The sequence below is a fragment of the uncultured Stenotrophomonas sp. genome (assembly GCF_963519125.1).
GTDB lineage: Bacteria > Pseudomonadota > Gammaproteobacteria > Xanthomonadales > Xanthomonadaceae > Stenotrophomonas.
In genome coordinates, this window is record NZ_CAUQLJ010000003.1 from 263,594 (window position 1) to 287,944 (window position 24,351).

Consider the following 24,351-nt stretch of genomic DNA (forward strand, 5'->3'; position numbering starts at 1 on the left):
AAGGGCTGCACCGAACAGAAGTCAACGCAACGGGCACGGTAAACACAAGCCCGTTGAGCGCAGCTCACTGCTCGCGATTCACCCCCGTGAGCGGCCAACATAGTCCCGGGGTTGTTATGGCGGCGTGTTGGGTAGAAGTAACCGCAGCGTGCGCATGACCGGCGTTCGAGCGGGACGTGCGACAGCCGGACAGAGCCCGGCGCTACGCGGTCTTTTCGCCTGCGCGCAGGGTCAGAACTTCCACGCCGTCTTCGGTTACCAGCACTGTGTGCTCGGCCTGTGCGGACAGCTTTCCGTCGCGCGTGGTCACCGTCCAACCGTCTTCGCTCATGTCGATGGCGGCGCGACCCTGATTGATCATCGGCTCAATGGTGAAGGTCATGCCGGCTTCCAGTTCCTCGCCGGTGCCGCGCTTGCCGTAGTGCAGTACCTGCGGCTCTTCGTGCATCTCCCGGCCGATGCCATGCCCGCAGAATTCGCGCACGACACTGTAGCCGTTCGCCTTGGCGTGCTGCTGGATGGCGAAGCCCACATCGCCCAGCGTTGCACCCGGACGCACCACCGCAATACCCTTCCACATCGCTTCGCGCGTCACGCGCACCAGACGCTTTGCCTGGAAATCCACGTCGCCGATCAGATAGGTCTTGCTGGAGTCGGCAATGAAGCCCTCCTTCTCCAGCGTAATGTCGAGATTGACGATGCTGCCGCTGCGCAGAATCTCGCTCGCCGACGGCACGCCATGGCACACCACGTTGTCGACCGAGCTGTTGAGCACGTACGCGAAGCCGTACTGCCCCTTGCTAGCGGGCCGGGCCTTCAACTCATCGACGATGAAGCGCTCGACCCAGTCGTTGACCTGCAGCGTGCTCATGCCTTCCAGCTGCAACCGGTCCAAGGCCTCGAACACCGAGGCCAACAACCGCCCGGACGCCCGCATCAGCGCCTGTTCTTCCAGCGTCTTGATCACGCGACCGCCACCCGCAGCGCGCCGGGGTCCACCCCGGCCGCCCGCAGCTCACGGTTGACGATCTCCTGATAACTCATGCCGGGGTTCATCTCGCACAGCATGCCGACCTTGATCCAGAAGCCCGCCTGCGCGTTGATGGAACGCCCTGAAACGCCGCTGGCGCGGCGAAGGTTGTCGTGCAGTTCGTCGTCGATGTTGACGATGCCCATGGCGGCCTCTGATCTCGGGGTATATACGCATCATATACGATACATATATCCCCGGCCACCGACGCCTGCTCACGTCCAGGCCGGGTCGGCGGTGAAGTCGATGGTCAGCCAGAACTCGCTGCCACGCGCATCCAGCCGCTCGGCAATGTCATCGCGCAGCGCATCCACGCTGCCGATCGTGCCGATCACGGTGTCGGGGTGGGTCAGGATATGGATCTCCACGAAGCGCATGCGCCCCATCTTGGCGACGTGGCTGGTGAAGTCCAGATAGCCGTGCTCGGCAATGAACTGCTGCATCACCGTCTGCACCCGTGCGTCCAGCGTGTCGGGCGCTACCTGCAGCACCTCACGCATGGCTCTCCACGCGCCGCGCAGCGGCACCGGCAGTACCGCCACGCTGATGATCGCCAGCACCAGCGGGTCCAGGTAGGGAATCCAGTGCGCGTGGTCGCCGTCCTTCAGCAGCAGCGCCAGCGCGAACGCCAGCACCACCGCCAGGCTCATCATGCCGCTGAGCAGCCATGCGCGCACGTCCAGCCACAACAATGCCGAACGCAGGCGCTTCGCGTGGACGCGGATGATCGCTGCCATGCCCAGATTGCTCACACAGAGCAGGCTGGCCCACATCAGTGCCGGGCCGGCGCGGACCACGTGGCCGCCGGTGGTCAGGCCGATGATGGAATTGGCCACCGCGTAGATGCAGGCCAGCGCCAGGATCGCCCCGCCCAGCGCTTCCACCATCGGCTCCAGGTGCCAATAGCCGTACTGGAAACGCGGGCTGCCCTCGCGACCGAGCAGGCGCAGCACCGCCAGCGCGACCAGGGTCAGGGCCACGTCGACCAAGCTGTACACGCCGTCGAACAGGATCGCCTGCGAGCCCACCAGCAGCCCGCCAATGAAGCCGGTGGCGCTGACCGCCACCGTCACCCCGATCGAAAATTTCAGGACCCGCTGCTCGCGTGCTGTATCCATCGCCTGCCGAAGGCCTGCCCGTTGCTCAGGTCTTCAGCACCTCCACCTTGTAGCTCGGCACGTCGCCGTCACGGTCGATGATAAGCCCGTGCACGTCCGACTCGAAGCCCGGGAAGCGCGCGTTCTGCTCGCGGGCGATGCGCAGCGACTGGATGATCGGCTCGTCGGACGCACCGAAACGTTCGCCCGGCATGATGGTCGGAATGCCGGGCGGGTATGGCACCAGCATGGTCCCGGCAATGCGGCCGCTGATCGCTTCGATGTCGACCCGCTCGATCTGCCCGCGCACCAGGTGGTCGTAGGCCTCGGCCGGCGTCATCACCGGCTCGGGCAGGTCCACGTACATCTCCCGCATCACCTGCGCCACCGCGAATTCGCGATTGAACGCGTGCAGCGCCAGGCACAGATCGCGCAACCCCCAGCCACCGTAAGCCTGCGGATAGTCCGCGGCCAGGTCCGGCAGCGCGCGGGTCAACGGCGCGTTGGCGTCGAACAGTTCCTTGAACGCCATCAGCTCGGTGACCAGGGTGCTCCACTTGCCCTTGGTGATGCCCATCGAGAACAGGAACAGCACCGAGTACAGGTTGGTCTTTTCCACGGTAATGCCGCGGCCCCACAGGAACTTGCTCAACACCGCCGCCGGAATGCCCAGCTTGCCCATGCTGCCGTCCATCGCCAGGCCCGGAGTCAGCAGGGTCACCTTGATCGGGTCGATCAGCACATAGTCGTCAACCAGGTTCTCGAAGCCATGCCAATGGGCGTCCGGCTGCAGGTACCACTCCTCGCGCTTGGCCACCAGCGGTGCCGGCGTATCGCCCTTGTCCAGGCTGCGCTCGACCTGGGTCGGCTGCCATACGCTGAACCACCAGTCGTCGCGACCGAGATCATCGCGGACGTGCAGCATTGCGCGGCGGAAGGCGATGGCTTCGTCATGCATTTCCTGCACCAGCGAGCGGCCAGCATCGCCTTCCATCATCTTCGAGGCCACGTCGCAGGCCGCGATCACCCCGTAGTGTGGGCTGGTCGAGGTGTGCATCATGAACGACTCGTTGAAGCGCTCGGCGTCCAGGTTGCGCTGTGCCGAGTTGCGCACGTGGATCATCGACGCCTGCGAGAACGCCGCCAGCAGCTTGTGGGTTGAATGCGTGGTGAAGATGATCGCATCCTGCTCACGCGGCTTGCCTTTGGCCATGCCGTAGTGGTTCTCGTAGAACGGATGGAACGCGGCGTAGGCGTACCAGGCCTCATCGAAGTGCAGGAAATCGACCGCGCTGCCGATCTCATCAGCGATCTTCTCGGCGTTGTAGCACAGGCCGTCATAGGTCGAGTTGGTTACCACTGCGATGCGCGGCTTGGAACCGGCCTGGTAGGCCTGGCTGGCCAGCGGGTTGGCAGCAATGCGCTGCTGCAGCGATTCCGGCGTGAACTGGTCCAGGCTGATCGGGCCGATGATGCCGTGCGCGTTGCGGCTGGGGGTGAAGTACACCGGCACCGCACCGGTCATGATCAGCGCGTGCAGCAGCGACTTGTGGCAATTGCGGTCGACAAACACCACGTCACCACGCGCCACCGTGCCATGCCAGACGATCTTGTTGGCGGTGGAGGTGCCGTTGGTGACGAAGAACGTATGGTCGGCGCCGAAGTTGCGCGCGGCTTCGTTCTCGGCGGCCTTGATCGGGCCGCTGTGGTCGAGCAGCGAGCCCAGTTCGGGTACCGAGATCGACAGGTCGCTGCGCAGCGTGTTCTCGCCATAGAACTGGTGGAAGGCACGTCCGACCGGCGACTTGGTGAACGCCACCCCGCCCGCATGCCCCGGCGTATGCCACGAATAGTTGGACTCGGCGGTGTGGTGGATAAGCGCCTTGAAGAACGGCGGCAGCAACTGCTGCATGTAGTCGTCGGCCGCGCGCATCACCTGCCGGGCGATGAAGCTCTTGGTGTCCTCGAACAGGAAGATGTAGCCGTGGATGTACTTGAGCAGCTTGCTGGGCACCTTCTCGATGGTGCGCCGTTCGCCGTACAGGAACACCGGCAGGCTGCCTCGACGGGCGCTCTGCTCGCGCAGGAAGCCGAGCAGGCGCTGGAATTCGCCCGGCTTGTCCTCGGTGCCGTCGATGGAGATCAACACCGCCGACGCGGCCACATAGGTCCGCGCACCGGACTGCGCATCGGCCAGGGTCAGGCCGCACAGCACGCGCTGGTCGCTGCCACGCAGCTCCTCGACCAACGCGCGGATCAGGATGCCGCCAATCCGCGGCGACTCGTAATCGTCATCGATGACAATGATCGGGTAATCCAGAGACTTGAAGTACACAGCGTTTCTCCTGGGGGAAGATCAAGAAAGCTTCGCGTTGCCGGTCGCGTCCAGCGGCGGCAGCTGGCCGCGCTGGCGGCGGCGCTCCTCGCTGAAGAACGGGTAGAACACGGTGATGAACAGCACGAACAGGAAGGCGTACTGCACGATACTGCCGGACGAACCGAAGATCGCCCACAGGCAATACACCACCGTGATGCTGGTCAGGAACCAGAACGCGCCGATATGCACCAGCGTGTGCGAGCGTTCCACCACGAAGTAGCAGGCCACGCAGGAGTAGATGTAGGGCAGCAGGGTCAGCACCACCGCGGCCGAGGTGATCACATCGAACTGCGCGGAGGCGGTCTTGGAGGTCGAGGTCACGAGCACCGCCAGGGTCATCAGCACCGCCACGATCAACACGCCCTTGACCGGCACGTCGTCCTTGTTGGTCTTGCTGAAGATGCTCGGGAACAGCCCGTCGTCGGACGCGGCCTTGGCGCTCTGCGCGGTCAGCAGGATCCAGCCGCCCAGCGAACCGGCCGCACCGATGAAGGCGCACAGGCTCACCACTGCTCCGCCCCAGCCGCCTACCGCATTGGCGGCAGCCAGCGCGAACGGCGCGTCGGACACCTGCAGCTCGCCATTGGGCACCATGCCCATGATCACCGACGAACTGGCGATGTAGGCCACCGCTGCCAGGAACACACCGGCCAGCGTAGCCCTCGCCACGTTCTTCTCCGGATTCTCGACCACCCCGGCCGTGACCGAGGCCGACTCCACCCCGATGAACGCCCACAGGGTCAGCGCCGCCGCGCTCGAAATCGCGCCGAAATTGCTCTCGCCCGAAACGTTGTAGGCGCCCTTGAAGATGGTCGGGTCGAAGAAGAACCAGCCGAAGATGGCGATGCCCAGGATCGGCACCAGCGCGAAGCTGGTGGTCACCGTCTGCACCCGGCTCACGAAGGCCGGGCCGATCACGTTGGCGAAGCTCAATGCCCACACCAGCGCCAGTACCGCGATGCAGCGCGGTATCGGCTGCGACAGGATCGGAAAGAAGTAGCTGAAGTAACCCACCGCCGCGATCGGAATGGCCACGTTGCCGATCCAGTTGGCGAACCAGTAGATGGTGTTGGTCTGGAAGCCCATGTAGGGCCCGAACCAGTCACGCGCGTACGCGTAAGGACCGCCGGCCTTGGGCGCCAGCTTGCCCAGCTTGGCGAACACGAACGCCAGCAGCAGCGCACCTGCGGTGGTCACCAACCAGCCCCAGATCGAGGCGGTACCGATCTTGGCCAGGCTGGACGGCAACAGGAACACGCCCGAGCCCATCATGTTGCCGGCCACCAGGAAGGTGGCACCCACTACCCCGATCTTCTTCTGCGCCATGACGGTATCGCTCCGTTACTTGATGAAGTTGTATTGCAGGCTGCCCTGCACGCGCACCGTGTCGGCGCGTTCTCCGTTCTGCTGCTCCAACTGCCCGTACAGCACTTCCATGCCCATCGTCCACGAGGGCGCCGGGCTCCAGATCAGGTTGAAGACGCCGTACTGGCTCTGCTTGAATGCATCGGCCGCCAGTGCATCGTTACGGTCCATGCTCAGCTGGCCGTACACCAGGTTCGACCGCCACATCGGCGACCAGTAATGGGTGTATCCGACGAAGCCGCCCTGCAGCGACAGCGCGTGCAGGCGCCCGTCCAGGCCGATCACCGCGTCCAGCCCCGAACCGGTCAGGTCGGCGGTATAGCGACTCATGCCCTTGCCACCGAGCAGGCCAAACAGCACCAGGTCCTGCTCGCCAACCGAGGCCGACCCACTGAGCTGCACACCGCCCCCGAACCGGCGCTCGTCGCGCTGGTCGCCGTCATACCCCAGGCTGCGCGCTACGCCACCCAGCTGCAGGTGGCCCCAGTCGCGCTCCATGCGCGCGGCCACGGTCACATCGGGCAGCCGATTCACCGCCACGGTGTCGTCGGTGGTGCCGGCCAGCTGGCTGTCGGGGTCTTCAGCGGCAAGGGTGAGGGTGTTGCCCTTGCCCATCTCGAAGCTGTGGTGCACCCCGGCCACCAGCAGGTAGCCCGCGCCTCCCGGCCCGGCGAAGTCCAGCGTGTCGGGCAGGCTGTCGGCGTCCATGAAGGTAGCGTAGCCATAGCCCGCGTAGGTGTTGCCCAGCTGACCGTAGGCATGGCGCAGCCGGAACTCATAGCCGTCACTGCTGCCGAAGAAGTCGTTTTCCAGATAGAAGCGCAGGTTGCCGCGCGAGGTCGGCCGGCGCGCCTCGAAGCTGAAGCGGGTCTGCTTGGCGTGCAGGTTGAAGTTGGACGTGTCGCGGTGGGCGCTGCCGACCGGAATGGTAGACGTGACGAACTGGTCTTCATCGCCGGCGGCGCGGGTATCGACGATCGCATCCAGTTTGGCGTAACCGCCAATGCGTATCAGCGTGTCGGTATTGGGAATGGCGAAAAAGCCTTTCAGCTCCGGGTCGGTCGGCCCGGCGGCGCTGTCAGGGCGCGAGGCGGCCGTGGAAGGATCGCCGACCGAATCGCGCGGCGGCAGGATGGCCTGGCCGGTGCCGGGTACTTTCGTGCTCGCGGCCTGGCTGAGCGTGGCCCCGGGCGCGATCGCCGTGGGTGCCACTGCGATGACCTCGGGCGTCGCCGCTGGCGCCCTGCCCTCGGCGCGTTCCAGCGCATCCAGCCGCTGCTCCATCGACTGCAGGGTCTGGCGCAGCGTGCGGATATCCTGGCGCAACGCCTCCGCTGAATCCTGCGCATGTACGGGCGTGGCCAACAACGCGACCACACAGAACAGCACGACAGAGCAACGCATCACGTCCTCCATGGACCGCAGACAATACGGCCGACTGAGGACGCAACGTTGCCGTGCACGCCCCCTGCCAGCGACCCGGTACTGCGGGACTCCCTCCCAATCCCGGGTTTCGCGCAGCAACTGCGCGTGCCTGCGCCTTGATTAACAACCAAGTAGTTAGCGTGTCGTGAAGCGTAGTGACACGCCATGCGTGTCAAAGCAAAAACAAAGCAAAAAACCATGCCCGCAGCATCCCACTGCGGGCCTATTCAGTCGTTGATCGAAATCAACGCACCGCGCCCATCACCTTCTCCATATCCTCCCCCTGCGGCATCCCCGACACACGCTGCACGATGCCGTCCGCATCACGGAACAGAATGCCCGGCGTGCCCTGGAAACCCAGCTCCACCATCAGCACCTGGTTCGCATCGAGCTTGTTGGCCAGCTCCGGCGTGATCTTCGCCGCCGGCTTGATCCCGCCCTTGCTGAAGTCGTGCTCGTTCTGCAGGAACACCGCACTGGGATTGGGCGCACCCAGGATCGCCGCCGCCTTGGCCGGGCTGTCCTCACGGATCACGCCCACCATCACGTGCCGCAGCTGCACCTTGCCGCTGTCCACCCACGGCCGTGCCGCTTCCCAGAACCGATGGCAATACGGGCAGTTGGCATCGCTGAAGGTATAGACCACGCGCGGGGCGTCGGCACGACCGTCGCGGACCCAGGCGCTGGCATCGAGCTTGTTCCAGATCTTGTCGGACACCGGCTTTTCCACCAGTTTCTGCAGCGGCGCGGCGCCGACATCCTCACCCTTCTCATTGAAGAGCGTGCCCACCATCACATTCTTGCCATCGGCGGTGACATACGCAGCGGCCGGCTGCTGACCGCCCACCAGACCCGCAAAGCCACGCAATCCACCCGGCGCATCGAATTCGCCCATCACCTCGAACCCGTGTTTCTCGATGCCCTGCAACACCGCAGGACGGTTCGCGCCGGATTTTGCAGTGGAAGCGGCAGCCGGCTGGGCGGCGGTCTTGGCAGGCTGCTGCGCCTGGCTGCACCCGGCCACCGCCAGCAGTACCGACACGGCCAGCACGGAGCCCAGCAGGGGCGAAGTTTTCAACGACATGGACACTCCCGGGGCACGCCCGTAACGATCAGCCCACAGGGTAGTCGCATCCGGCGGGCGGTGCAGCCGGATGCAGGCAACGCAGTGTTGAAGTTCAGGCGGCGGGCCGCAGCGGTTCGCCCTGCATATGCGGCAGCGCATTGCGGATGCGCTCGCGGCGTTGCGCGAAGATCTGCCGACGGTAACGGGCCGGGGTCACCCCGACGATACGCAGGAACAGGCGACGGAACGCGCTCTGGTCAGAATACCCGACCGCCCAGGACACCTCGTCCACCGCGCCGCCGCCCTGCAGCAGCAGCTGCGCTTTGGCGATGCGCAGGCGCTGGCAGTACGCGATCGGGCGCAGGCCGGTGGCCTTCAGGAAACGCCGCTGCAGCGTGCGCGGCTCCAGCCCGGCCGCATCGCAGATGTCCTGCAGGGTCACACCGCGCGCCGCGATGCTGTGCAGCCAACGTTGCGCCTTGAGGATGCCGCGATCGCCGTGGGCGAAATTCGGGCTGAACCGCTCCAGGTCTTCCTGCACGCCGCGCGGAATGACCAGCTGCAGCTGCTGGATCGCCGCACTCATCACGCTCTGGCCATAGATCCTGGCCAGCAGGCGCAGGCTGATGTACTTCCACGCGTCAGGCCCGGAGGAGGTCAGCAGGTCGCCATCGTCAACCAGGGAGCGCTCACTGGGCTGCCAGCTCGGCACCACCGCGGCCAGGGTTGGGCAGCGCGACAGGTCGGGCAGGCTCACCGAGCGGCCGGTCAGGATGCCGGCCGAGGCCGGCAGAAGCCCGCCCTCCTCGCAACCGGCCAGCAGGCTGCCGGCGTCATGGCAGTCGCGCAGCCAGGTCAGCATGCGGTCGTCGCACTGCATCAGCGGCCAGCTCGGCTCGTTGCCCGGTACCACGATCACCGAGGGCGGGGCGTCGCCGAACAGTTCGGCCCCGGCCACGCGCTGCATGCCGTGCCCGCGCGTGGACAGCGTCCAGCGCGTCACCAGCATCCGCGCGCCCGTACGTTTGCCTGCCGCCGCCGTACGGTTGCAGCGCTGGGCCAGCTCGGACAGCACCGGCGCGGCAGCGCGCAGGCTGCCGGGGTATTCGAGCACCGCGACTTCCATGAGGGTCGGCGAGGTCGGCTTGGGGGTCGACGATGAAGTGGGGAAAGATGCATCCATGACGGCGCTCCTGGAACGGCTACTGAGACCGGCAATCCCTGCTGGATCAAGGCTTGGCGGCGATTCAGAGGGAGCGTACGGAGCCACTTCCGATGCAGCTATGAAACAAGTTGTAAATCCGGCCCGGTAACGACATCCGGCCGAATGCGGCAAACCCTTGACTCTTGACCCGACTCCAGGGTCCACACTGTGCGCGTGCTCCCCCCTGCGAGACCGCCGTGAACATAGGACAGCTCGCACGCCAGGCCGGCGTGCCCATCGACACCGTGCGCTATTACGAGCGCCAGCACCTGTTGGCCACTGCCCAGCGCAGTGCCGGCGGCTACCGGGTTTTTTCCGACACCGACCTGATCCGGCTGCGCTTCATCCGCCGGGCCAAGGCACTGGGCTTCACCCTCGAGGAGATCGGCGAACTGCTCCGGCTCAGCGACCACCGTGGCCAGGACATGGCCCAGGTCCGCGAAACCGCCGTGCACAAGCTGCAGGACATCCAGCAGCGCATCGCAGAACTGCAGCGGATGCAGGCCGCGCTCGGGCAGCTGGTGGACGCATGCCCGGGCCACGGCGAGCTGGAACAGTGCCCGATCCTGGGCGCGTTGACGGAGCCGCGCGCATGAACGCTCCGCACGAGCACACCCCGGCACCGAAACACAGCTGCTGCTCGGCACATCCAGCGAAACCGGTCGTCCCCGCCTCGGCGGTACCAGCCGGCACCCGCTACACCTGCCCGATGGACCCGGAAATCGTGCAGGACGGCCCGGGCACCTGCCCGATCTGCGGCATGGCGCTGGAGCCGATGATGCCCAGCCTGGACGACGGCGAGAACCCGGAGCTCACCGATTTCCGTCGGCGCTTCTGGTGGAGCCTGCCGCTGAGCGTCGCCACCTTCGCGCTGGCAATGCTGGCGATGACGCCGTTGCTGCACGCACTGTCCCCGTCCGTCAGGGTCTGGATCGAGTTCGCGTTGTCCACCCCGGTGGTGCTGTGGGCCGGCTGGCCGTTCCTGCAGCGCTGGGCGCAGTCGATCCGCAACCGCAGCCCCAACATGTGGACGCTGATCGGCACCGGCGTGCTGGCGGCCTACGGCTACAGCGTCGTGGCGACCGTCGCGCCGGGTTTGTTCCCGCCCTCCTTCCAGCAGCATGGCCATGTCGGCGTGTACTTCGAAGCGGCGGCGGTGATCATCTCGCTCACCCTGCTCGGCCAGCTGATGGAGCTGCGTGCCCGCGCGCAGACCTCGGCGGCGATCAAGGCACTGCTCGGGCTGGCACCGAAGACTGCGCGCGTGCTGCGCGACGATGACCACGAGGAAGACGTGGAAATCGCCTCCCTGCAACCCGGTGACCGCCTGCGCGTGCGGCCCGGCGAGAAGGTGCCGGTCGATGGCAGCGTGCTGGAAGGTCGCTCGAGCGTGGACGAATCGATGTTGACCGGCGAGCCGGTACCGGTGGCCAAGACCATCGGCGATGCGGTCATCGGCGCCACCCTCAACGGCACCGGCAGCCTGGTCATCCGCGCCGAGCGACTGGGCGATGACAGCATGCTGGCGCAGATCGTGCAGCTGGTGGCGCAGGCACAGCGCTCGCGCGCGCCGATGCAGCGCATGGCCGACAAGGTGGCGTACTGGTTCGTGCTGGCGGTGCTCGGCGTGGCGGTGCTGACCTTCTTCGGCTGGGGCCTGTTCGGACCGGAGCCGTCCTGGACGCATGCCGTGCTCAGCGCAGTGGCGGTGCTCATCATCGCCTGCCCCTGCGCGCTCGGCCTGGCCACGCCGATGACAATCATGGTCGCCACCGGTCGCGCCGCGCAGCACGGCGTGCTGTTCCGCGACGCCGAAGCGATCGAGGCGCTGCGCACGGTCGACACGCTGGTGGTGGACAAGACCGGCACCCTTACCGAGGGCCGCCCGGTCTTCCGCGAAGCGATTGCCGTCGCTGGCTTCAACGCGGACCAGGTGGTGCACTTGTCCGCCAGCCTGGACCAAGGCAGCGAACATCCGCTTGCGGCGGCGATCACGGCCGAGGCACGCGCACGTGGCCAGGTATTGGCCGCAGTAGACGATTTCGATTCACTCACCGGGCTGGGCGTGCGCGGCAGCGTGGAAGGCAAGCCGCTGCTGCTTGGCAATGCCACCCTGATGCGCGAGCACGGCATCGCGCTGGAACCGGTACGGGAGGACGCGGACCGCCTGCGCCTTGCGGCGGCCAGCGTGATGTATCTCAGCGTCGAGGGCGCCCTCGCCGGCATCATCGCGGTCGCCGATCCGATCAAGGCCTCAACCGCCGAGGCGATCGCACAGCTGCACGCCGACGGCATCCGCATCGTGATGGCCACCGGTGATGGCACTGCCACCGCCGAAGCAGTCGCGCGCGATCTCGGCCTGGACGAGGTGCACGGCGAAATGCGCCCGGCCGACAAGGCCAACCTGATCCGCCATCTGCAGGCGCAGGGGCGCGTCGTGGCGATGGCCGGCGACGGCATCAACGATGCACCTGCGCTGGCAAGCGCCAATGTCGGCATCGCAATGGGCAACGGCACCGACGTGGCCATGTCGAGCGCGCAGGTGACGCTGGTCAAGGGCGACCTGCGTGGCATCCTGCGCGCGCGTCAGTTGTCGTCGGCCAGCGTGCGCAACATGCGCCAGAACCTGGGCTTCGCGTTCCTCTACAACGGGCTGGGCATTCCGGTCGCCGCGGGTGTGCTGTATCCGCTGGGCATCACGCTGTCGCCGATGTTCGCCGCGGTGGCAATGAGCCTGAGTTCGGTGTCGGTGATCAGCAACGCGCTGCGGCTGCGCCATCAGCGTGTGTCGAATGCATGACAGTTTTTTCTTGCCATTCGAAAACAGCGTCGCTATGATTCCGCTCCTCACGACGTGGGGCCATAGCTCAGCTGGGAGAGCGCCTGCATGGCATGCAGGAGGTCGGCGGTTCGATCCCGCCTGGCTCCACCAACATCCGGTCATTAGGCCGATCGGATGGATGCAGCATCAAAATTCAAGTTTTCGTGCGTCCCCATCGTCTAGAGGCCTAGGACATCACCCTTTCACGGTGGCGACCGGGGTTCGAATCCCCGTGGGGACGCCAGTTACAAAAACAAAAAGCCCTGACTTCGGTCGGGGCTTTTTGTTTGCGTCGCAGTTGCTTCGCGCATGCAGAAAACACTTGGCGAACTCTTCACATCCGCGTAGAATTCGGCCTCCAGCATCGTGGGGCCATAGCTCAGCTGGGAGAGCGCCTGCATGGCATGCAGGAGGTCGGCGGTTCGATCCCGCCTGGCTCCACCAACATCCGGTCATTAGGCCGATCGGATGGATGCAGCATCAAAATTCAAGTTTTCGTGCGTCCCCATCGTCTAGAGGCCTAGGACATCACCCTTTCACGGTGGCGACCGGGGTTCGAATCCCCGTGGGGACGCCACTCATCAGACTGCAAGGCCCCGGCTTCCCATTCAGGCAAATCAACGCTATGATGGTGGGCTCGCGGTACCAACGTGGGGCCATAGCTCAGCTGGGAGAGCGCCTGCATGGCATGCAGGAGGTCGGCGGTTCGATCCCGCCTGGCTCCACCAACATCCGGTCATTAGGCCGATCGGATGGATGCAGCATCAAAATTCAAGTTTTCGTGCGTCCCCATCGTCTAGAGGCCTAGGACATCACCCTTTCACGGTGGCGACCGGGGTTCGAATCCCCGTGGGGACGCCAGTAACGCAGAGAACCCTGGCAATGCCGGGGTTTTTTGTGTCCGCTCAAAAATCTGTTTGCATTCCCAACCAAAGCCGCTATGATAGGCGGCTCGCAGCATCACCGTGGGGCCATAGCTCAGCTGGGAGAGCGCCTGCATGGCATGCAGGAGGTCGGCGGTTCGATCCCGCCTGGCTCCACCAACATCCGGTCATTAGGCCGATCGGATGGATGCAGCATCAAAATTCAAGTTTTCGTGCGTCCCCATCGTCTAGAGGCCTAGGACATCACCCTTTCACGGTGGCGACCGGGGTTCGAATCCCCGTGGGGACGCCAATCAAGAAGCAAAAAGCCCTGACTTCGGTCGGGGCTTTTTGTTTTGGTAGCCTAGGCCCATGTGCTATTCCGCCCAGATCCGCGCCGACTACACCAAGCTGGTCCGAGAGTTCGGCGCCACCCTGTCGCTGGACGAATTCGCACAGCTCTACGCGCACGACGCCGGCAAGCAGCGCCCCAAAACCCCCAAGGCCATGGACGACGGCTTCGTCGGCGCACGCACGCCGCTGGGCCAGGACATCGTGGCGAAAATCCAGCAATGGCACACCGAAGAAATGCAGACGCTGGACCAGGAGCTGCGCGTCCAGGGCGCACGCCTGAAGCAGGCCGAAGAAAGCCTGGCGCACCGCCCCACCCAGAAGGCACGCAACGAGATCCGCATTGCCGGCAACCGGATCGATCGCGCGCAGGCGCGCCTGGCCGACCTGCACCGCAGCGGTCTGCTGCCGCGCGACAGCCGCATCTTCCCGGGCGTGTACGCGCCGGTGATCGTCTCCGAGCACGGCCAGCGCGTCATCAAGCCGATGCGCTATCAGTGCCGCCTGCCGGACAAACCCGCGCGCAACGACGCGCTCTACCCCGGCACTTACAACGCCCGCCGCGACAGCCTGGAGGCGTACTGGAAGAATGCCTTCGGTCACCACCACGGCGTGGTCGTGGTGCAGTCGTTCTACGAACACGTGCCGCGCCATGCCATGGAACAGCGCACGCTTGCGCCGGGCGAAAGCGCACAGAATGTGGTGCTGGAATTCCGCCCCCGGCCGCAGCGCGACCTGCTGATCGCATGCCTGTGGTCGGAATGGGAGCGACCCGAGGGCCGGTTGCTGTCGTTCGCGGCGATCACCGACGAACCACCGCGTGACGTGGCCGAAGCCGGACACGACCGCTGCATCGTGCCGATCCGGCGCGAAAACCTGGATGCCTGGTTGAATCCCGACCCGGACGACCTGGGCGCGCTGTACCGGATCCTCGACGATCGCGAGCCGGTTGAGCTGGGTTACGAAGAAGCTGCGTAAGGCATGCTCAGCTGGCGACGGGGTTGCCGTGCAGCGCCTTCAGCAGGGCCGCTTCCAGCTCCTTGCCCAGGTACGGCTTGACCAGCACCACGCCGGCGCGGAATGCGTCCGGCAGCTGATGCGGCGCCATCCCGGTAGCCACTACGAACGGAATGCCGCGCGCGGCCAGCAGTTCGGCGACCGGATCACTGGTTTCATTGTTGGCGAGGCGGTAATCGAGCAGCACCACCTGTGGCGCATGGTCCTTCACCCGCTGCACGGCCTCGGTGACCCCCGACGCCATGCCCACCACGACGGCACCGAGTTGCACCAGCTGCATGTCCAACAGCGACGCACTCATCTCGTCGTTTTCCACCACCAGTATCCGCAGGCCCTGCAGCGCGTTCATCCCGGCTCTCCCTGTATGGTTCAGCGCCATGAGTATAGCGTCGCGGCCAGATGAAGGCCGGGGCCAAGGTGAACGATTCAGGCCTCGCCAATTGGCCGCGGTTTGTATACACTGCGCGGCCAGCCAGCCGAAGTGGCGGAATCGGTAGACGCAGCGGACTCAAAATCCGCCGCCCTTAAAAGCGTGTGGGTTCGAGTCCCACCTTCGGCACCATGGAATCCAAAAGGCCAGATCCCGCGATCTGGCCTTTTGCTTTTTCGTCACCGCGCTATTCCGCTGCGGCGCTGGCGCGCTTCTTCCGCTGGGCTTCGACTTGCTCATCAGCCGTCCTGGGTCAAGCCCCAACCACTTGTGGCCGAACATTCCAGGGCGCTCTGCGCGCCCGTGGGGGACTGGGAGGGTGGCGTTGTCGTGGTCGGTGGTCTTAATGGAGGAAGACTACCGATGGGCGTCATCAGACGTTGAGACGACGGGCCGGCAGTTCGTGGCTACGCCAGAAGTCGTAGAAGAACGTGCGGTCAAAGGCGCTTTGCAGTTCAGTGGGATCGAAGCCCACAGCTTCATCCCACGCTTCGGCAATCTTCCCCGCCCGGGCGTAGATCAGCAGCCACAGTTCGTCGCACTCCATTCGGCGATAGTCGGCAATCAACCTGTTCTTCTTATCAATGATCGGCTGCAGACGCTCTACGCTAATTGGCTGCACAGACCACGCCGTGGCAGTCTCCCACTGTGTTGAGGTGGCACCTTCGCTGCTGAAAGCGCGCACCTCCTTGAAGACTCCCGCGACCTCCGGGTGCATGTCGTCGGGGTGGAGAATCGCCACCTCCTTCCCCACAGGCCAGCGATCAGCCACAAGGTCTCCCAACAGGGCACCTACACTGTTCCTCCGAGCCGTGCGCGGGTTGTAGCCAGACTGCAGGGTGACGATCACTCTGCCGTGTAGGTGCTGACGGTCTTTCTGACGAGCTGCATGCTGGTCCTTCGCCGCTTGCAAGACTCTTTCAGCGAAGCTGTCGTGTACCGCAGCGTCCGAATCGACCGCCATAGTCATTTCAATGCCGATGCGCTTCCCTTCGAACAAGGCGCATAAGTCAGGGCGACTGTTCGTCGGAAGGTCTTCGAACACCGGCACGGTGCCAAAGTGGCGCAGGAAGAACCTTGTTGCGTTCTCCAGCTCGTCCATGCGCTGCTCGCTCTCGGTCATATCAGTTGGATACGTCGGCAATGCCGAAACCGTATCAGATGGCTGGCGACCCGGTCACGCCGCGCACGTACTTACCCACCGACCGAAACGCTACCACGGTCACCGCAGGGCGGCACGGGCCTGCTGGTTTCGGAGCCATGGAATCCAAAACGCCAAATCTAAAGACCTGGCGTTTTCCTTTTCTGCTGCTTTGCACAACCTTTTCCACCGGTAGCTTCCAAAAGCACACCCATCTCCGCAACTTCGATGAACGCCTCCAAGGCCATTGTGGGGGGATTGTTCCCGTTGTCAGACATCCACGCCGAAAATTCAATGACACTCCAATCGCTTGAGGACTGGCCCCTGCCTTTGAAGCGCTTGCCGCCGCCGGCTGGCCGAACTGACGGACAAGGGCGCTTCCCTGCTCGACTCCTTCGGGGCAGCTTTGCCGATTTGGGCGGATTCACCCGCCGTAGAACTCCCCGCCGCACCAGCAGTCAAAGCGACCTCCCGCCAGCAGGCCCGCTCATGAGCGCCCCTCGTCTCGCCCGATCCATGACAGCTATGTCCATAGCCCTCGGCCCGCGCGCGTCAATGCGCACAGCGTTGATCGTGTCGATCCTCGCCACTGCCGGCGTGGTGGATCAGGCGACGTTGCTGCACCTTGCCAAGATGGTCGAATACGTACCCACGGACGATGACCGCCGTCGTCGTGACGTCCGCCTCGCAATCCGGGCTAAAGCTTACCTCGCTGCGATCCGCTAACTACTTTCCCAAGACAACAACCAAATGACCATGACCAAGCCCGGTGATGCGTTGCTCGCCCATATCGACCGCTACCCCGGCATCATCAATACCGTCCGTGCGGTGCCCGGCAGGTTCTCTTTCGGCGGCGCGCTGGTCGCCGTGGGTGGCATTGCGTGCCTCGCCGGATTCGTCACGCCCGGCGGTGTTACGGCGTTGGCCGGTGCGCTCGTGCTCGGCCGGGCCTTCGAAGTCGGCAGTGCGCGGTCCCGCCGTGCATTTCGCGGTGCGGTCGTTCGGCTCGTGGAGCGCTTGGTGCATGGTGGTGCGGACCCCAATGACCTTGTGATTCTGACTCAATACAAGCCGAGGCTTGCAATGGAGCGTCTTGCGACGGTGGAACTGCTTTTCAACAGCGTTCGTCAGACCAGCGGTGTAGACCCCACGCTGCCGCCAGCGTTCTACCGGGCAGCGTTCGCCGGGGACTTCATCACGGCCGGTCGGTTCATTGATGACATTCGAAACCTGCCGTTCTAGTAGCCACTGAATCGCTCCAGCAAAAAAATGCCTTCGCCAGTACATCGGCGGGGGCATTCTCATTTAGCCCTTCAACGTTTCCAGCAGTGCCATCCCAGCACCCCTTGCGGTGCTAGCGGGTGTACCTCGGGCGGTCTTCGCCTCCTCCTCCGTCACCAACGGCGGGAGCAGGTCGGCCGGCTGTTCGCGCTCCCACTGTGCAGCCAGCGCCTCGCCTTTGCTGCGCACGGATGCCTGACGCGGAAAACTGGCGAACGATGCCCCCGGGTTCTTCGGGATCACCTGCGATTCCGCCAGAGTCACAGCGGCGATCAACGGCTCCCCCTCAAATGCCGTCGGCCAACCCCACTCCAGCAGCCGAGCGCGCACTACCGCGCTCATAGCGCCCGTTCGCATGATCCTGGTCCACACGGATCACCACGCTCGAGCCGTCATGGAACACGACCTTGGCGAATACGCCCTCGCTGGACGAACCTCGATCCACCAACGGGCTGCGTTCTTCCGGCGTGGTGACTGCCATGATGAGATCCGACGATCCCACAGCAGATCCAACCATGCCCTGCAGGTTGCGGTCCCGAACGAACTGATGCGCCGTGCTCTCGCGCGCGTAGGGGTTCAATCCCAGCTTGTCCATGGGCACCTCAATCAGCGGCCCAACGCTGCGCCCTCCCTTGAAGTACTGTGCATCACCAGCGATAGGCCCCTCGCCGGCACTGGCGGTGCGCGCGACCAGCAGAAATGCCAGACAGCACCACTTGAACCCGTTGGACATGGCCATCCTTCGGCACGATATAAGTTGGTGCCCAGAGATTACCTCAGCAACCAAGCCAACTTCACGTTCCACACCCTGCGACAAGAAAGGGCCAGATCAATCAATCTGGCCGTTTTGCTCATCCAACGAATCAGACCAACCGCAACACCGGCGTCCCACCCGGGCTACCCGACTGCGCCGCATGCTGCAGCGCCTGGGCCACCGCACCGTCAACGCGGAATGCAGCCACGGTCTGCAGCAGCTGGGTCGCCTGCTCTTCCATGCTGCGCGCTGCCGCCGAAGCCTCTTCCACCAGCGCTGCGTTCTGCTGCGTGCTCTGGTCGATGTGCTCCACCGCCTGGTTGATCTGCACGATGCCGTCGCTCTGCTGCTGCGCGCCGACGCTGATCTGCGCGATCAGTTCATCCACGCGTTTGACGCTGGCCACGATCTCCTCCATGGTGCGCCCTGCACTTTCCACCTGCGCGGTGCCGGTGCCGACGCGGTCGACCGAGTCGTCGATCAGCTGCTTGATCTCCTTGGCCGCGCCCGCCGAACGCTGCGACAGCGAACGGATTTCGGCGGCGACCACGGCAAACCCGCGCCCGTGCTCGCCGGCCCGCGCCGCTTCGACCGCCGCGTTCAAGGCCAGGATGTTGGTCTGGAAGGCGATGCCGTCGATCACGCCGATGATGTCGACGATGCGCCTGGACGAGGCGTTGATCAGCGCCATGGTCGCGACCACGTCGTTGACCACCCGCCCACCCTGCGCGGCGACATCCACTGCACCGCCCGCCAGCTGGCTGGCCTGGCGCGCGTTGTCGGCGCTCTGGCGCACCGTGCTGGTCAGGCCCTGCAGCGATACTGCGGTTTCTTCCAGTGACGCGGCCTGCTGCTCGGTGCGCTGCGACAGGTCGCTGTTGCCCACCGCGATTTCACTGGCGCCCAGCGCCACGGCATCGGCAGCGACGCGGATCTGTCCGATCATGCTGCCCATGGTGTCGACCATGGCGTTGACGCCCTCGCACAGCGTTGCGATCTGACCGGTCTTGTCGGTGGTGTCGATGCGTCGACTGAGGTCGCCGGCCTGCGCGGCGCCGACCACCTCGCGGGTCTGCGCCACGGCGGCGGCCAGCGCCTGCGCGTCGCGCACCTGCGCGGTGATGTCGGTGGCGTACTTGACCACCTTGAACGGCTTTCCGTTCATGTCAAAGATCGGGTTGTACGAGGCCTGGATCCACACCTCGCGCGCCCCCTTGCCCAGGCGGCGGTACTGGCCCGCATCGAACTCGCCACGCCCCAGCTTCTGCCAGAACTGCTTGTACGCATCGCCACGCGCGTACTCGGGCTCGGCGAACATCGAGTGATGCTCGCCGCGCACTTCGTCCAGCGTGTAACCCAGCGCGGCCAGGAAGTTGTCATTGGCCGAGAGGATGCGACCGTCCAGGCTGAACTCGATCACCGCCTGCGAGGTATTGATCGCGGCCAGCTGGCCGGCGAAGTCGGCGGCCTGCATCTGCTGCGCGGTGATGTCGGTGGCGAACTTGACCACCTTCACCGGACGCCCGCTGCTGTCGAACACCGGGTTGTACGAGGCCTGTATCCAGATCTCGCGGCCGCCCTTGCCCAGCCGCCGGTACTGGCCGGCGTCGAACTCGCCGCGCCCGAGCCGCGCCCAAAACTCGCGGTAAGTGGTGCTGCGCACGTGTTCGGGGTCGACGAACATCGAATGATGCCTGCCGCGGATCTCCTCGAGGGTGTAGCCCAAGGTCTGCAGGAAGTTGGTATTGGCCTGCAGGATGGTGCCTTCGAGGTCGAACTCGATCACCGCCTGCACGCGGTGCAGCGCGGCGACCTGGGCTTCCAGCTCGGCATTGCGCAGCGTGAGCGCTGCACTGGCCTGGCGGGCCGTGCGCGGACTGAAGGCAAGCGCGCCCAGCGAGCGCAACAATGAGGTGGTTACTGGATCGCTGCTGCGAGCGGCCGCCGTTGGCTGAATGGCTGCGGTGGACATCGGTGATTCCTCGGTTCCAACAAGCTCAATGGGCTACGCCGGGCCCCATGCCCGATGTAGTGCGCAATACGCTTGGGGACTCACGAAGACCGTCGTGGGGTGACGTTCCTTCCGTGGGATGAAGCAAGATCGCTGACTGCCCCCATGTCAGCGGCTGTTACCGGAAAAACTTTAGGTTTACCTACGCCTTCAGCGCCGCCGCCCTGCCCCGGCCGTACCCGCGGCCGGCTTTGCACCCACCGCACGCGCCAGCTCCTGCGCCGGCTGCAGTTGGAACATGCGCGCGTACTGGGCTGCCATGCGGCCCAGGTCCCCCACGCCGAAACGCGAGCAGATCCCGGTCACCGTGTCACCGGGCTTTGCCGAACGCAGTGCGCTGCGGATCGCGTGTAGGCGCTCGATCAGATAGAAGTGGTGCGGCGCCATGCCGAACAGGTCGTCGAAGGCCCGGTTCAACGAGCGCTGCGACGCCCCGACCGCGAACGGAATGTCCGAGAACGCCACCTCGCCGCGCAGGCTGCGCTGGATATGCTCCACCCCGCGCCGGACGATCTCCCGGCGCGGCAGCGGCGGGCGTCCACGCTTGGCCACGCTGGGTTCGGCGGCTGCATGCTGGTGGCACTGCAGCACCGCAGAGGTGAGCTGGACCACGAATGCCTGGCGCGGAGCAGCTTCGACGAAGGCGTTGGGCCGCGACTCGCGCACGTCGAACGCACGCTGCACCAATGCGGCGATGTGCCCCACCATGACCGCGGTGGTCACGATGTTGCCGGTACGGTACAGCCGGGTCACGTCCAGTCCCTCGATGCGCGCCGCCTGCTCCAGCAGCAGCCGCTCGGTGAAATCGATCGCCAGGAAACGGGCCGGTACCCGGGTGAAGCCCTGCAGTTCTATCCGGGGGGCCAGCCAGGTGAAGCCGTCATCACCCACGCGCTGGCCATCGAGCTCGGTCTGGCTTCCCGGCAGCGACAGATAGGCCCCGAAGCGCCCGGCATGCGGCGCACCCCGGTACAGCACCGGGGCGCCATCGACGCCATGCAGCAGGGTCACTTCGCCAAGCTCCAGCACATTCAACAGCCAAGCCCCATCGCCGTGACCGGTAACCCGCATCTCGCCGTCGATTCCCTTGACAGAATTTGAATATGCCTCGAAGTCCGGGAATATCAGGGCAGGCATGTTTTCCATTGATACGTTGAGATAATCGGGAAGCGATGGCGGAAGGCTGTCGTCCCGAGTGCCGCGGTGCGGACGGGACCTACTTTACGACACGTGAAGGCGCGCATGCACACCTATAGGTCATGCCGAATTTGCGCGTATTTGGCAAACTTTACGTAGCGGCGGCGAATATTGAACAGTAAGAATTCACCTGCCTCGCGACGGGGCGTTGAGCGGTGGGGACTGTTCAACGCCTCGTTGCAGGGCGTTTTTCCGTGAATCTGGCAGAGAAAATCCCAGAGTGTTAACTGGTACACGCTTTAACATAATTTCGACAACGATTCGATTACCGCAGAAAATTTGCTGCGGGAAAGTATCGACCGGGGTATGGGGGGCTTGAGCCCGCGTTGTCTTTAGTGTGACCGGAAACCTGAAATGTTCAGCCCGGCCCGCCCTCGGTACTGTCGAATTCCAGGTCGCCGTCGCCGAGGTCGAGCGGATCCGGACCACCATGCACCGGCGCTTCCACCTGCACGTTGTTCTTGCCCAAGGCCTTGGCCCGGTAGCACTGCGCGTCGGCGGCCGCGACCGCCGCGTCCACGCTCATGCCGCCGCTTATCGCGGCGATGCCGATGCTGGTGCCTACCACCAGCCGGTCCACGCTCCACGGCACGCTCAGGTTGCGCACCGCTTCGAGCAGGTCGCTGGCGATCCGCCGTGCCCGCCGCAGCGAGCAGCCGGCCAGGATCACCGCGAATTCGTCGCCGCCCAGCCGCGCCACGACGTCGGAGTCGCGCACGCCATTGCGCAGCACGGTGGCCACCGCCCACAGCATCGCATCGCCAGCGAGGTGGCCGTGGGTGTCGTTGATCGGCTTGAAGTTGTCCAGGTCGATGAACATCAGCGAGGCCGACTGCCCGGTGCGTGCGACCCGGGTGATGGCCTCCTGCAGATGCGCTTCGAAGCCGCGTCGGTTGCTCAGTTCGGTCAGCGGATCCACTTCGGCCAGGTGCCGCGCTTCGCGCTGGCGCGCGCGCTGCTGGGTCACATCGCGGATCACCCAGACCGCGCCCGTCACCTGGCCGCCGCCGTCCTGCAGCCAGGCGCGGGTCACGTCGACCGGCAACAGGCGAGCACCCACCGACAGCAGCAGGTCCGAGTGCAGGTCCACCGCATTGCTGTCCGGGTCCATCAGCACCGCCAGGTCCAGCGGCGAACGCGGGGCGTACTCCGTGGTCAGCTCCATCACCTCCCGGACCTGGCTTCCGGTCAGCGGTGTGGCGCCCTCCCCGGCCAGCGCGCGCGTGGCTGCCGCATTGGCGTACTGGATCTGCCCGTGCAGGTCCAGGGTCAGCACCATGTCGGCCACTGCATCCAGGGTGACCCGGGTGCGCTGCTCGGAGTCGCGCAGCTGCTGGCCACTGACCCGCTGCGCGGTCACGTCCTGGATCTGCGAAACGAAATGCAGCGGCTCGCCATGCGGTGCGCGTACCAGCGACACCGACAACCGGCCCCAGACGATGTTGCCGCCTTTGCCGATGTAACGCTTGTCCATGTGATAGTGGTCGCGCCGGCTGGCCAGCAGGTCGCCGACCAGCGCGAGGTCGGTGTTCAGGTCGTCGGGGTGGGTCAGGGTCTGGAAGTCGACGTCCAGCAGTTCGGCCCGGGTATAGCCCAGGATGCCGCACAGCGCATCGTTCACATCCAGCCAGCGACCTTCCAGCGACACCAGCGCCATGCCCAGCGCTGCCGAGTTGAACGCTCCGGCGAATTTTTCTGCTGCCACGTACGCCTGCTCGCGCATTTCCAGCAGCGGCGTGATGTCCACCGCCATGCCGACATAGCCCATTCGTTGCCCGGTGCCCGAATCAAGGGGACTGATCGAGAGGCGCACCTGGCGGTGCTCGCCGTCCTTGCGCACGAAGGTCCACTGGTGCGACCACGTGCCGTGCGCGGCATGCGCCGTCAGGGCCTCGAACACCGTTGGCAGGCGGCCCTCCGCATCGGCCAGTGGCCGCAGGAAATCCTGGACTTCATGCACGTCATGGAACAGGCCCGGGTTGACCCGGCCGATTACTTCGTCCGCGCGGAAGCCCAGCAGCTTCTCCGCGCCGGTGTTGAACAGGTTGATGACCCCGGCCGTATCGGTCGCGATCACCGCCACGTCGTCGGAGGCGTCGACCACCGCCTGCAGCCGCTGGCGCATGTCGGCGGCGTCTTCCAGTGCGTTCTGCAGGTCGGTCACGTCGGCATGCGCACCGGCCATCCGAAGTGGCTGGCCAAGCGCGTCCCATTCGTAGACGCGGCCACGATCCTGCACCCAGATCCAGTGGCCCTGCTTGTGGCGCATCCGGCACAGGCTGTCGTAGTGGGGCGAGCGGCCTTCGAGGTGCTCGCGCAGCAATGCGTCCGAGCGCGCCAGGTCCGCAGGGTGGACCAGGCGGAAAAACGTCTCCGGGGTGATCGGCGCCAGTTCGTCGCGGGTGTAGCCGACGATCTGCGCCCAGCGCTCGTTGACCCACATCTGGCCGGTCTGGCAGTTCCACTCCCAGGTGCCCATCGCGGTGCCGTCGATGATCATTTCCAGGCGTCGATGCTGCTCGGTCATCTCGCGCAGCGCACGCGCCAGCGCGGCGCCGCCATCGCTGGCAGCATCGCCCTGGACCGGACCGCCCTGCTCCGCCTGGTGATCTGTCATCTCGTCTCCCGCCGCCGGTACAGCGTACCGGTATTCAGCGGGAAACGGGGAGGAGGCGCTCAGCCGCCCCGCTTTGCCCGTGCGAACGCGTCGGCCAAGGCATTGTTGGCCGGCGGGGCGCTGCTGCCCGGGCGCGGACCGGAGGGGGCGCCACGGCCGCCGGCCGGACGACCGCCACCGCCGTCCCGCCGCCCGGCACCGGCCGGGGGGGGGGGGGGGGGGGCCGGGGCCGGGGGGGGGGGGGGGGGGTGGTGGGGGGGGCGGGGGCGGGGGGTGGGCTTTGGCGCCCCGGCCCCCACCACCC

Annotated in this window: 20 protein-coding genes and 9 tRNA genes; 14 read left to right on the plus strand and 15 right to left on the minus strand. The window is 65.4% G+C overall.

Annotated features, from left to right (window positions below; genetic code table 11):
* Positions 1–202: 202 nt before the first annotated feature.
* From map to RYM47_RS04040, 8 genes are all read right to left on the minus strand, one after another.
* Positions 203–967 carry a type I methionyl aminopeptidase gene (map, locus tag RYM47_RS04005; protein WP_315386246.1) on the minus strand — a complete coding sequence of 255 codons (765 nt, stop codon included), beginning with the start codon at positions 965–967 and terminating at the stop codon, positions 203–205.
* Positions 964–1,176: a ParD-like family protein gene (locus RYM47_RS04010; RefSeq protein WP_068852612.1), complete on the minus strand. Its 213-nt coding sequence runs from the start codon at positions 1,174–1,176 to the stop codon at positions 964–966. The genes map and RYM47_RS04010 overlap by 4 nt, the downstream gene beginning before the upstream one ends.
* Before the next feature lie 69 nt (positions 1,177–1,245).
* Positions 1,246–2,148, minus strand: coding sequence for a cation transporter (locus RYM47_RS04015; RefSeq protein WP_315386247.1), 903 nt, complete (start codon positions 2,146–2,148; stop codon positions 1,246–1,248).
* Positions 2,149–2,173: 25 nt separating this feature from the next.
* Positions 2,174–4,462 carry an Orn/Lys/Arg decarboxylase N-terminal domain-containing protein gene (locus RYM47_RS04020; protein ID WP_315386249.1) on the minus strand — a complete coding sequence of 763 codons (2,289 nt, stop codon included), beginning with the start codon at positions 4,460–4,462 and terminating at the stop codon, positions 2,174–2,176.
* 21 nt (positions 4,463–4,483) lie between these two features.
* Positions 4,484–5,830 carry an arginine/agmatine antiporter gene (gene adiC, locus RYM47_RS04025; protein WP_315386251.1) on the minus strand — a complete coding sequence of 449 codons (1,347 nt, stop codon included), beginning with the start codon at positions 5,828–5,830 and terminating at the stop codon, positions 4,484–4,486.
* Between the two features lie 15 nt (positions 5,831–5,845).
* Positions 5,846–7,273 carry a DcaP family trimeric outer membrane transporter gene (locus RYM47_RS04030; RefSeq protein WP_315386252.1) on the minus strand — a complete coding sequence of 476 codons (1,428 nt, stop codon included), beginning with the start codon at positions 7,271–7,273 and terminating at the stop codon, positions 5,846–5,848.
* A 265-nt stretch (positions 7,274–7,538) separates the two neighbouring features.
* Complete coding sequence (gene dsbG / locus RYM47_RS04035; RefSeq protein ID WP_315386255.1) at positions 7,539–8,378, minus strand: thiol:disulfide interchange protein DsbG; 840 nt, start codon at positions 8,376–8,378, stop codon at positions 7,539–7,541.
* Between the two features lie 94 nt (positions 8,379–8,472).
* Positions 8,473–9,543, minus strand: coding sequence for a helix-turn-helix domain-containing protein (locus tag RYM47_RS04040; RefSeq protein ID WP_315386256.1), 1,071 nt, complete (start codon positions 9,541–9,543; stop codon positions 8,473–8,475).
* 218 nt (positions 9,544–9,761) lie between these two features.
* Between RYM47_RS04040 and RYM47_RS04045 the strand changes: the two genes are divergently transcribed.
* The 11 genes from RYM47_RS04045 (at position 9,762) to RYM47_RS04095 (ending at position 14,577) form a co-directional block, all read left to right on the plus strand.
* Positions 9,762–10,160: a heavy metal-responsive transcriptional regulator gene (locus RYM47_RS04045; protein ID WP_315386258.1), complete on the plus strand. Its 399-nt coding sequence runs from the start codon at positions 9,762–9,764 to the stop codon at positions 10,158–10,160.
* A 113-nt stretch (positions 10,161–10,273) separates the two neighbouring features.
* Positions 10,274–12,364 (plus strand): copper-translocating P-type ATPase, encoded by a 2,091-nt coding sequence (locus RYM47_RS04050; RefSeq protein WP_343229859.1) that lies wholly within the window; start codon positions 10,274–10,276, stop codon positions 12,362–12,364.
* A 56-nt stretch (positions 12,365–12,420) separates the two neighbouring features.
* Positions 12,421–12,496 (plus strand) — tRNA-Ala (locus RYM47_RS04055).
* Between the two features lie 57 nt (positions 12,497–12,553).
* Positions 12,554–12,629 (plus strand) — tRNA-Glu (locus RYM47_RS04060).
* Positions 12,630–12,753: 124 nt separating this feature from the next.
* Positions 12,754–12,829, plus strand: a tRNA-Ala gene (locus RYM47_RS04065).
* A gap of 57 nt (positions 12,830–12,886) precedes the next feature.
* A tRNA-Glu gene (locus RYM47_RS04070) sits at positions 12,887–12,962 on the plus strand.
* Between the two features lie 75 nt (positions 12,963–13,037).
* Positions 13,038–13,113, plus strand: a tRNA-Ala gene (locus RYM47_RS04075).
* Positions 13,114–13,170: 57 nt separating this feature from the next.
* A tRNA-Glu gene (locus RYM47_RS04080) sits at positions 13,171–13,246 on the plus strand.
* Positions 13,247–13,352: 106 nt separating this feature from the next.
* A tRNA-Ala gene (locus tag RYM47_RS04085) sits at positions 13,353–13,428 on the plus strand.
* A 57-nt stretch (positions 13,429–13,485) separates the two neighbouring features.
* Positions 13,486–13,561, plus strand: a tRNA-Glu gene (locus RYM47_RS04090).
* 59 nt (positions 13,562–13,620) lie between these two features.
* On the plus strand, positions 13,621–14,577 hold the full coding sequence (locus tag RYM47_RS04095; protein WP_315386262.1) for an SOS response-associated peptidase family protein: 957 nt from the start codon (positions 13,621–13,623) through the stop codon (positions 14,575–14,577).
* A gap of 7 nt (positions 14,578–14,584) precedes the next feature.
* Here the strand turns inward: RYM47_RS04095 and RYM47_RS04100 are convergent, their stop codons facing one another.
* Positions 14,585–14,965: a response regulator gene (locus RYM47_RS04100; RefSeq protein WP_315386264.1), complete on the minus strand. Its 381-nt coding sequence runs from the start codon at positions 14,963–14,965 to the stop codon at positions 14,585–14,587.
* 126 nt (positions 14,966–15,091) lie between these two features.
* Between RYM47_RS04100 and RYM47_RS04105 the strand changes: the two genes are divergently transcribed.
* Positions 15,092–15,178: transfer RNA gene (locus RYM47_RS04105), tRNA-Leu, on the plus strand.
* 241 nt (positions 15,179–15,419) lie between these two features.
* On the opposite strand, the gene RYM47_RS04110 is transcribed toward RYM47_RS04105, so the two are convergent.
* Positions 15,420–16,169, minus strand: a complete 750-nt coding sequence (locus tag RYM47_RS04110; protein WP_315386265.1) for a hypothetical protein — start codon at positions 16,167–16,169, stop codon at positions 15,420–15,422.
* A gap of 591 nt (positions 16,170–16,760) precedes the next feature.
* Between RYM47_RS04110 and RYM47_RS04115 the strand changes: the two genes are divergently transcribed.
* Both RYM47_RS04115 and RYM47_RS04120 read left to right on the plus strand, forming a co-directional pair.
* Positions 16,761–16,913, plus strand: a complete 153-nt coding sequence (locus tag RYM47_RS04115; protein ID WP_315386267.1) for a hypothetical protein — start codon at positions 16,761–16,763, stop codon at positions 16,911–16,913.
* Between the two features lie 24 nt (positions 16,914–16,937).
* Entirely contained in the window at positions 16,938–17,429 is a 492-nt protein-coding gene (locus RYM47_RS04120) for a hypothetical protein (protein WP_315386268.1), read from the plus strand.
* 63 nt (positions 17,430–17,492) lie between these two features.
* Here RYM47_RS04120 and RYM47_RS04125 read toward each other — a convergent pair whose 3' ends face one another.
* From RYM47_RS04125 to RYM47_RS04145, 5 genes are all read right to left on the minus strand, one after another.
* Positions 17,493–17,744: a hypothetical protein gene (locus RYM47_RS04125; RefSeq protein ID WP_315386269.1), complete on the minus strand. Its 252-nt coding sequence runs from the start codon at positions 17,742–17,744 to the stop codon at positions 17,493–17,495.
* A gap of 10 nt (positions 17,745–17,754) precedes the next feature.
* On the minus strand, positions 17,755–18,201 hold the full coding sequence (locus RYM47_RS04130; protein WP_315386270.1) for a hypothetical protein: 447 nt from the start codon (positions 18,199–18,201) through the stop codon (positions 17,755–17,757).
* Positions 18,202–18,331: 130 nt separating this feature from the next.
* Positions 18,332–20,194: a methyl-accepting chemotaxis protein gene (locus tag RYM47_RS04135; protein WP_315386271.1), complete on the minus strand. Its 1,863-nt coding sequence runs from the start codon at positions 20,192–20,194 to the stop codon at positions 18,332–18,334.
* Positions 20,195–20,383: 189 nt separating this feature from the next.
* Complete coding sequence (locus tag RYM47_RS04140) at positions 20,384–21,370, minus strand: helix-turn-helix domain-containing protein (protein WP_315386272.1); 987 nt, start codon at positions 21,368–21,370, stop codon at positions 20,384–20,386.
* Positions 21,371–21,788: 418 nt separating this feature from the next.
* Positions 21,789–24,047 carry a PAS domain S-box protein gene (locus RYM47_RS04145; protein WP_315386274.1) on the minus strand — a complete coding sequence of 753 codons (2,259 nt, stop codon included), beginning with the start codon at positions 24,045–24,047 and terminating at the stop codon, positions 21,789–21,791.
* Positions 24,048–24,351: the final 304 nt, after the last annotated feature.

Coding starts and splice junctions, on each gene's coding strand:
- adiC (WP_315386251.1), bottom strand. CDS start 5,830: ATGGCGCAGAAGAAGATCGGGGTAGTGGGTGCCACCTTCCTGGTGGCC.
- RYM47_RS04100 (WP_315386264.1), bottom strand. CDS start 14,965: ATGAACGCGCTGCAGGGCCTGCGGATACTGGTGGTGGAAAACGACGAG.
- RYM47_RS04015 (WP_315386247.1), bottom strand. CDS start 2,148: ATGGATACAGCACGCGAGCAGCGGGTCCTGAAATTTTCGATCGGGGTG.
- RYM47_RS04130 (WP_315386270.1), bottom strand. CDS start 18,201: ATGTCCAACGGGTTCAAGTGGTGCTGTCTGGCATTTCTGCTGGTCGCG.
- dsbG (WP_315386255.1), bottom strand. CDS start 8,378: ATGTCGTTGAAAACTTCGCCCCTGCTGGGCTCCGTGCTGGCCGTGTCG.
- RYM47_RS04135 (WP_315386271.1), bottom strand. CDS start 20,194: ATGTCCACCGCAGCCATTCAGCCAACGGCGGCCGCTCGCAGCAGCGAT.
- RYM47_RS04040 (WP_315386256.1), bottom strand. CDS start 9,543: ATGGATGCATCTTTCCCCACTTCATCGTCGACCCCCAAGCCGACCTCG.
- RYM47_RS04145 (WP_315386274.1), bottom strand. CDS start 24,047: ATGACAGATCACCAGGCGGAGCAGGGCGGTCCGGTCCAGGGCGATGCT.
- RYM47_RS04010 (WP_068852612.1), bottom strand. CDS start 1,176: ATGGGCATCGTCAACATCGACGACGAACTGCACGACAACCTTCGCCGC.
- RYM47_RS04110 (WP_315386265.1), bottom strand. CDS start 16,169: ATGACCGAGAGCGAGCAGCGCATGGACGAGCTGGAGAACGCAACAAGG.
- RYM47_RS04050 (WP_343229859.1), top strand. CDS start 10,274: ATGGACCCGGAAATCGTGCAGGACGGCCCGGGCACCTGCCCGATCTGC.
- RYM47_RS04140 (WP_315386272.1), bottom strand. CDS start 21,370: ATGCCTGCCCTGATATTCCCGGACTTCGAGGCATATTCAAATTCTGTC.
- RYM47_RS04120 (WP_315386268.1), top strand. CDS start 16,938: ATGACCATGACCAAGCCCGGTGATGCGTTGCTCGCCCATATCGACCGC.
- RYM47_RS04095 (WP_315386262.1), top strand. CDS start 13,621: ATGTGCTATTCCGCCCAGATCCGCGCCGACTACACCAAGCTGGTCCGA.
- RYM47_RS04030 (WP_315386252.1), bottom strand. CDS start 7,273: ATGCGTTGCTCTGTCGTGCTGTTCTGTGTGGTCGCGTTGTTGGCCACG.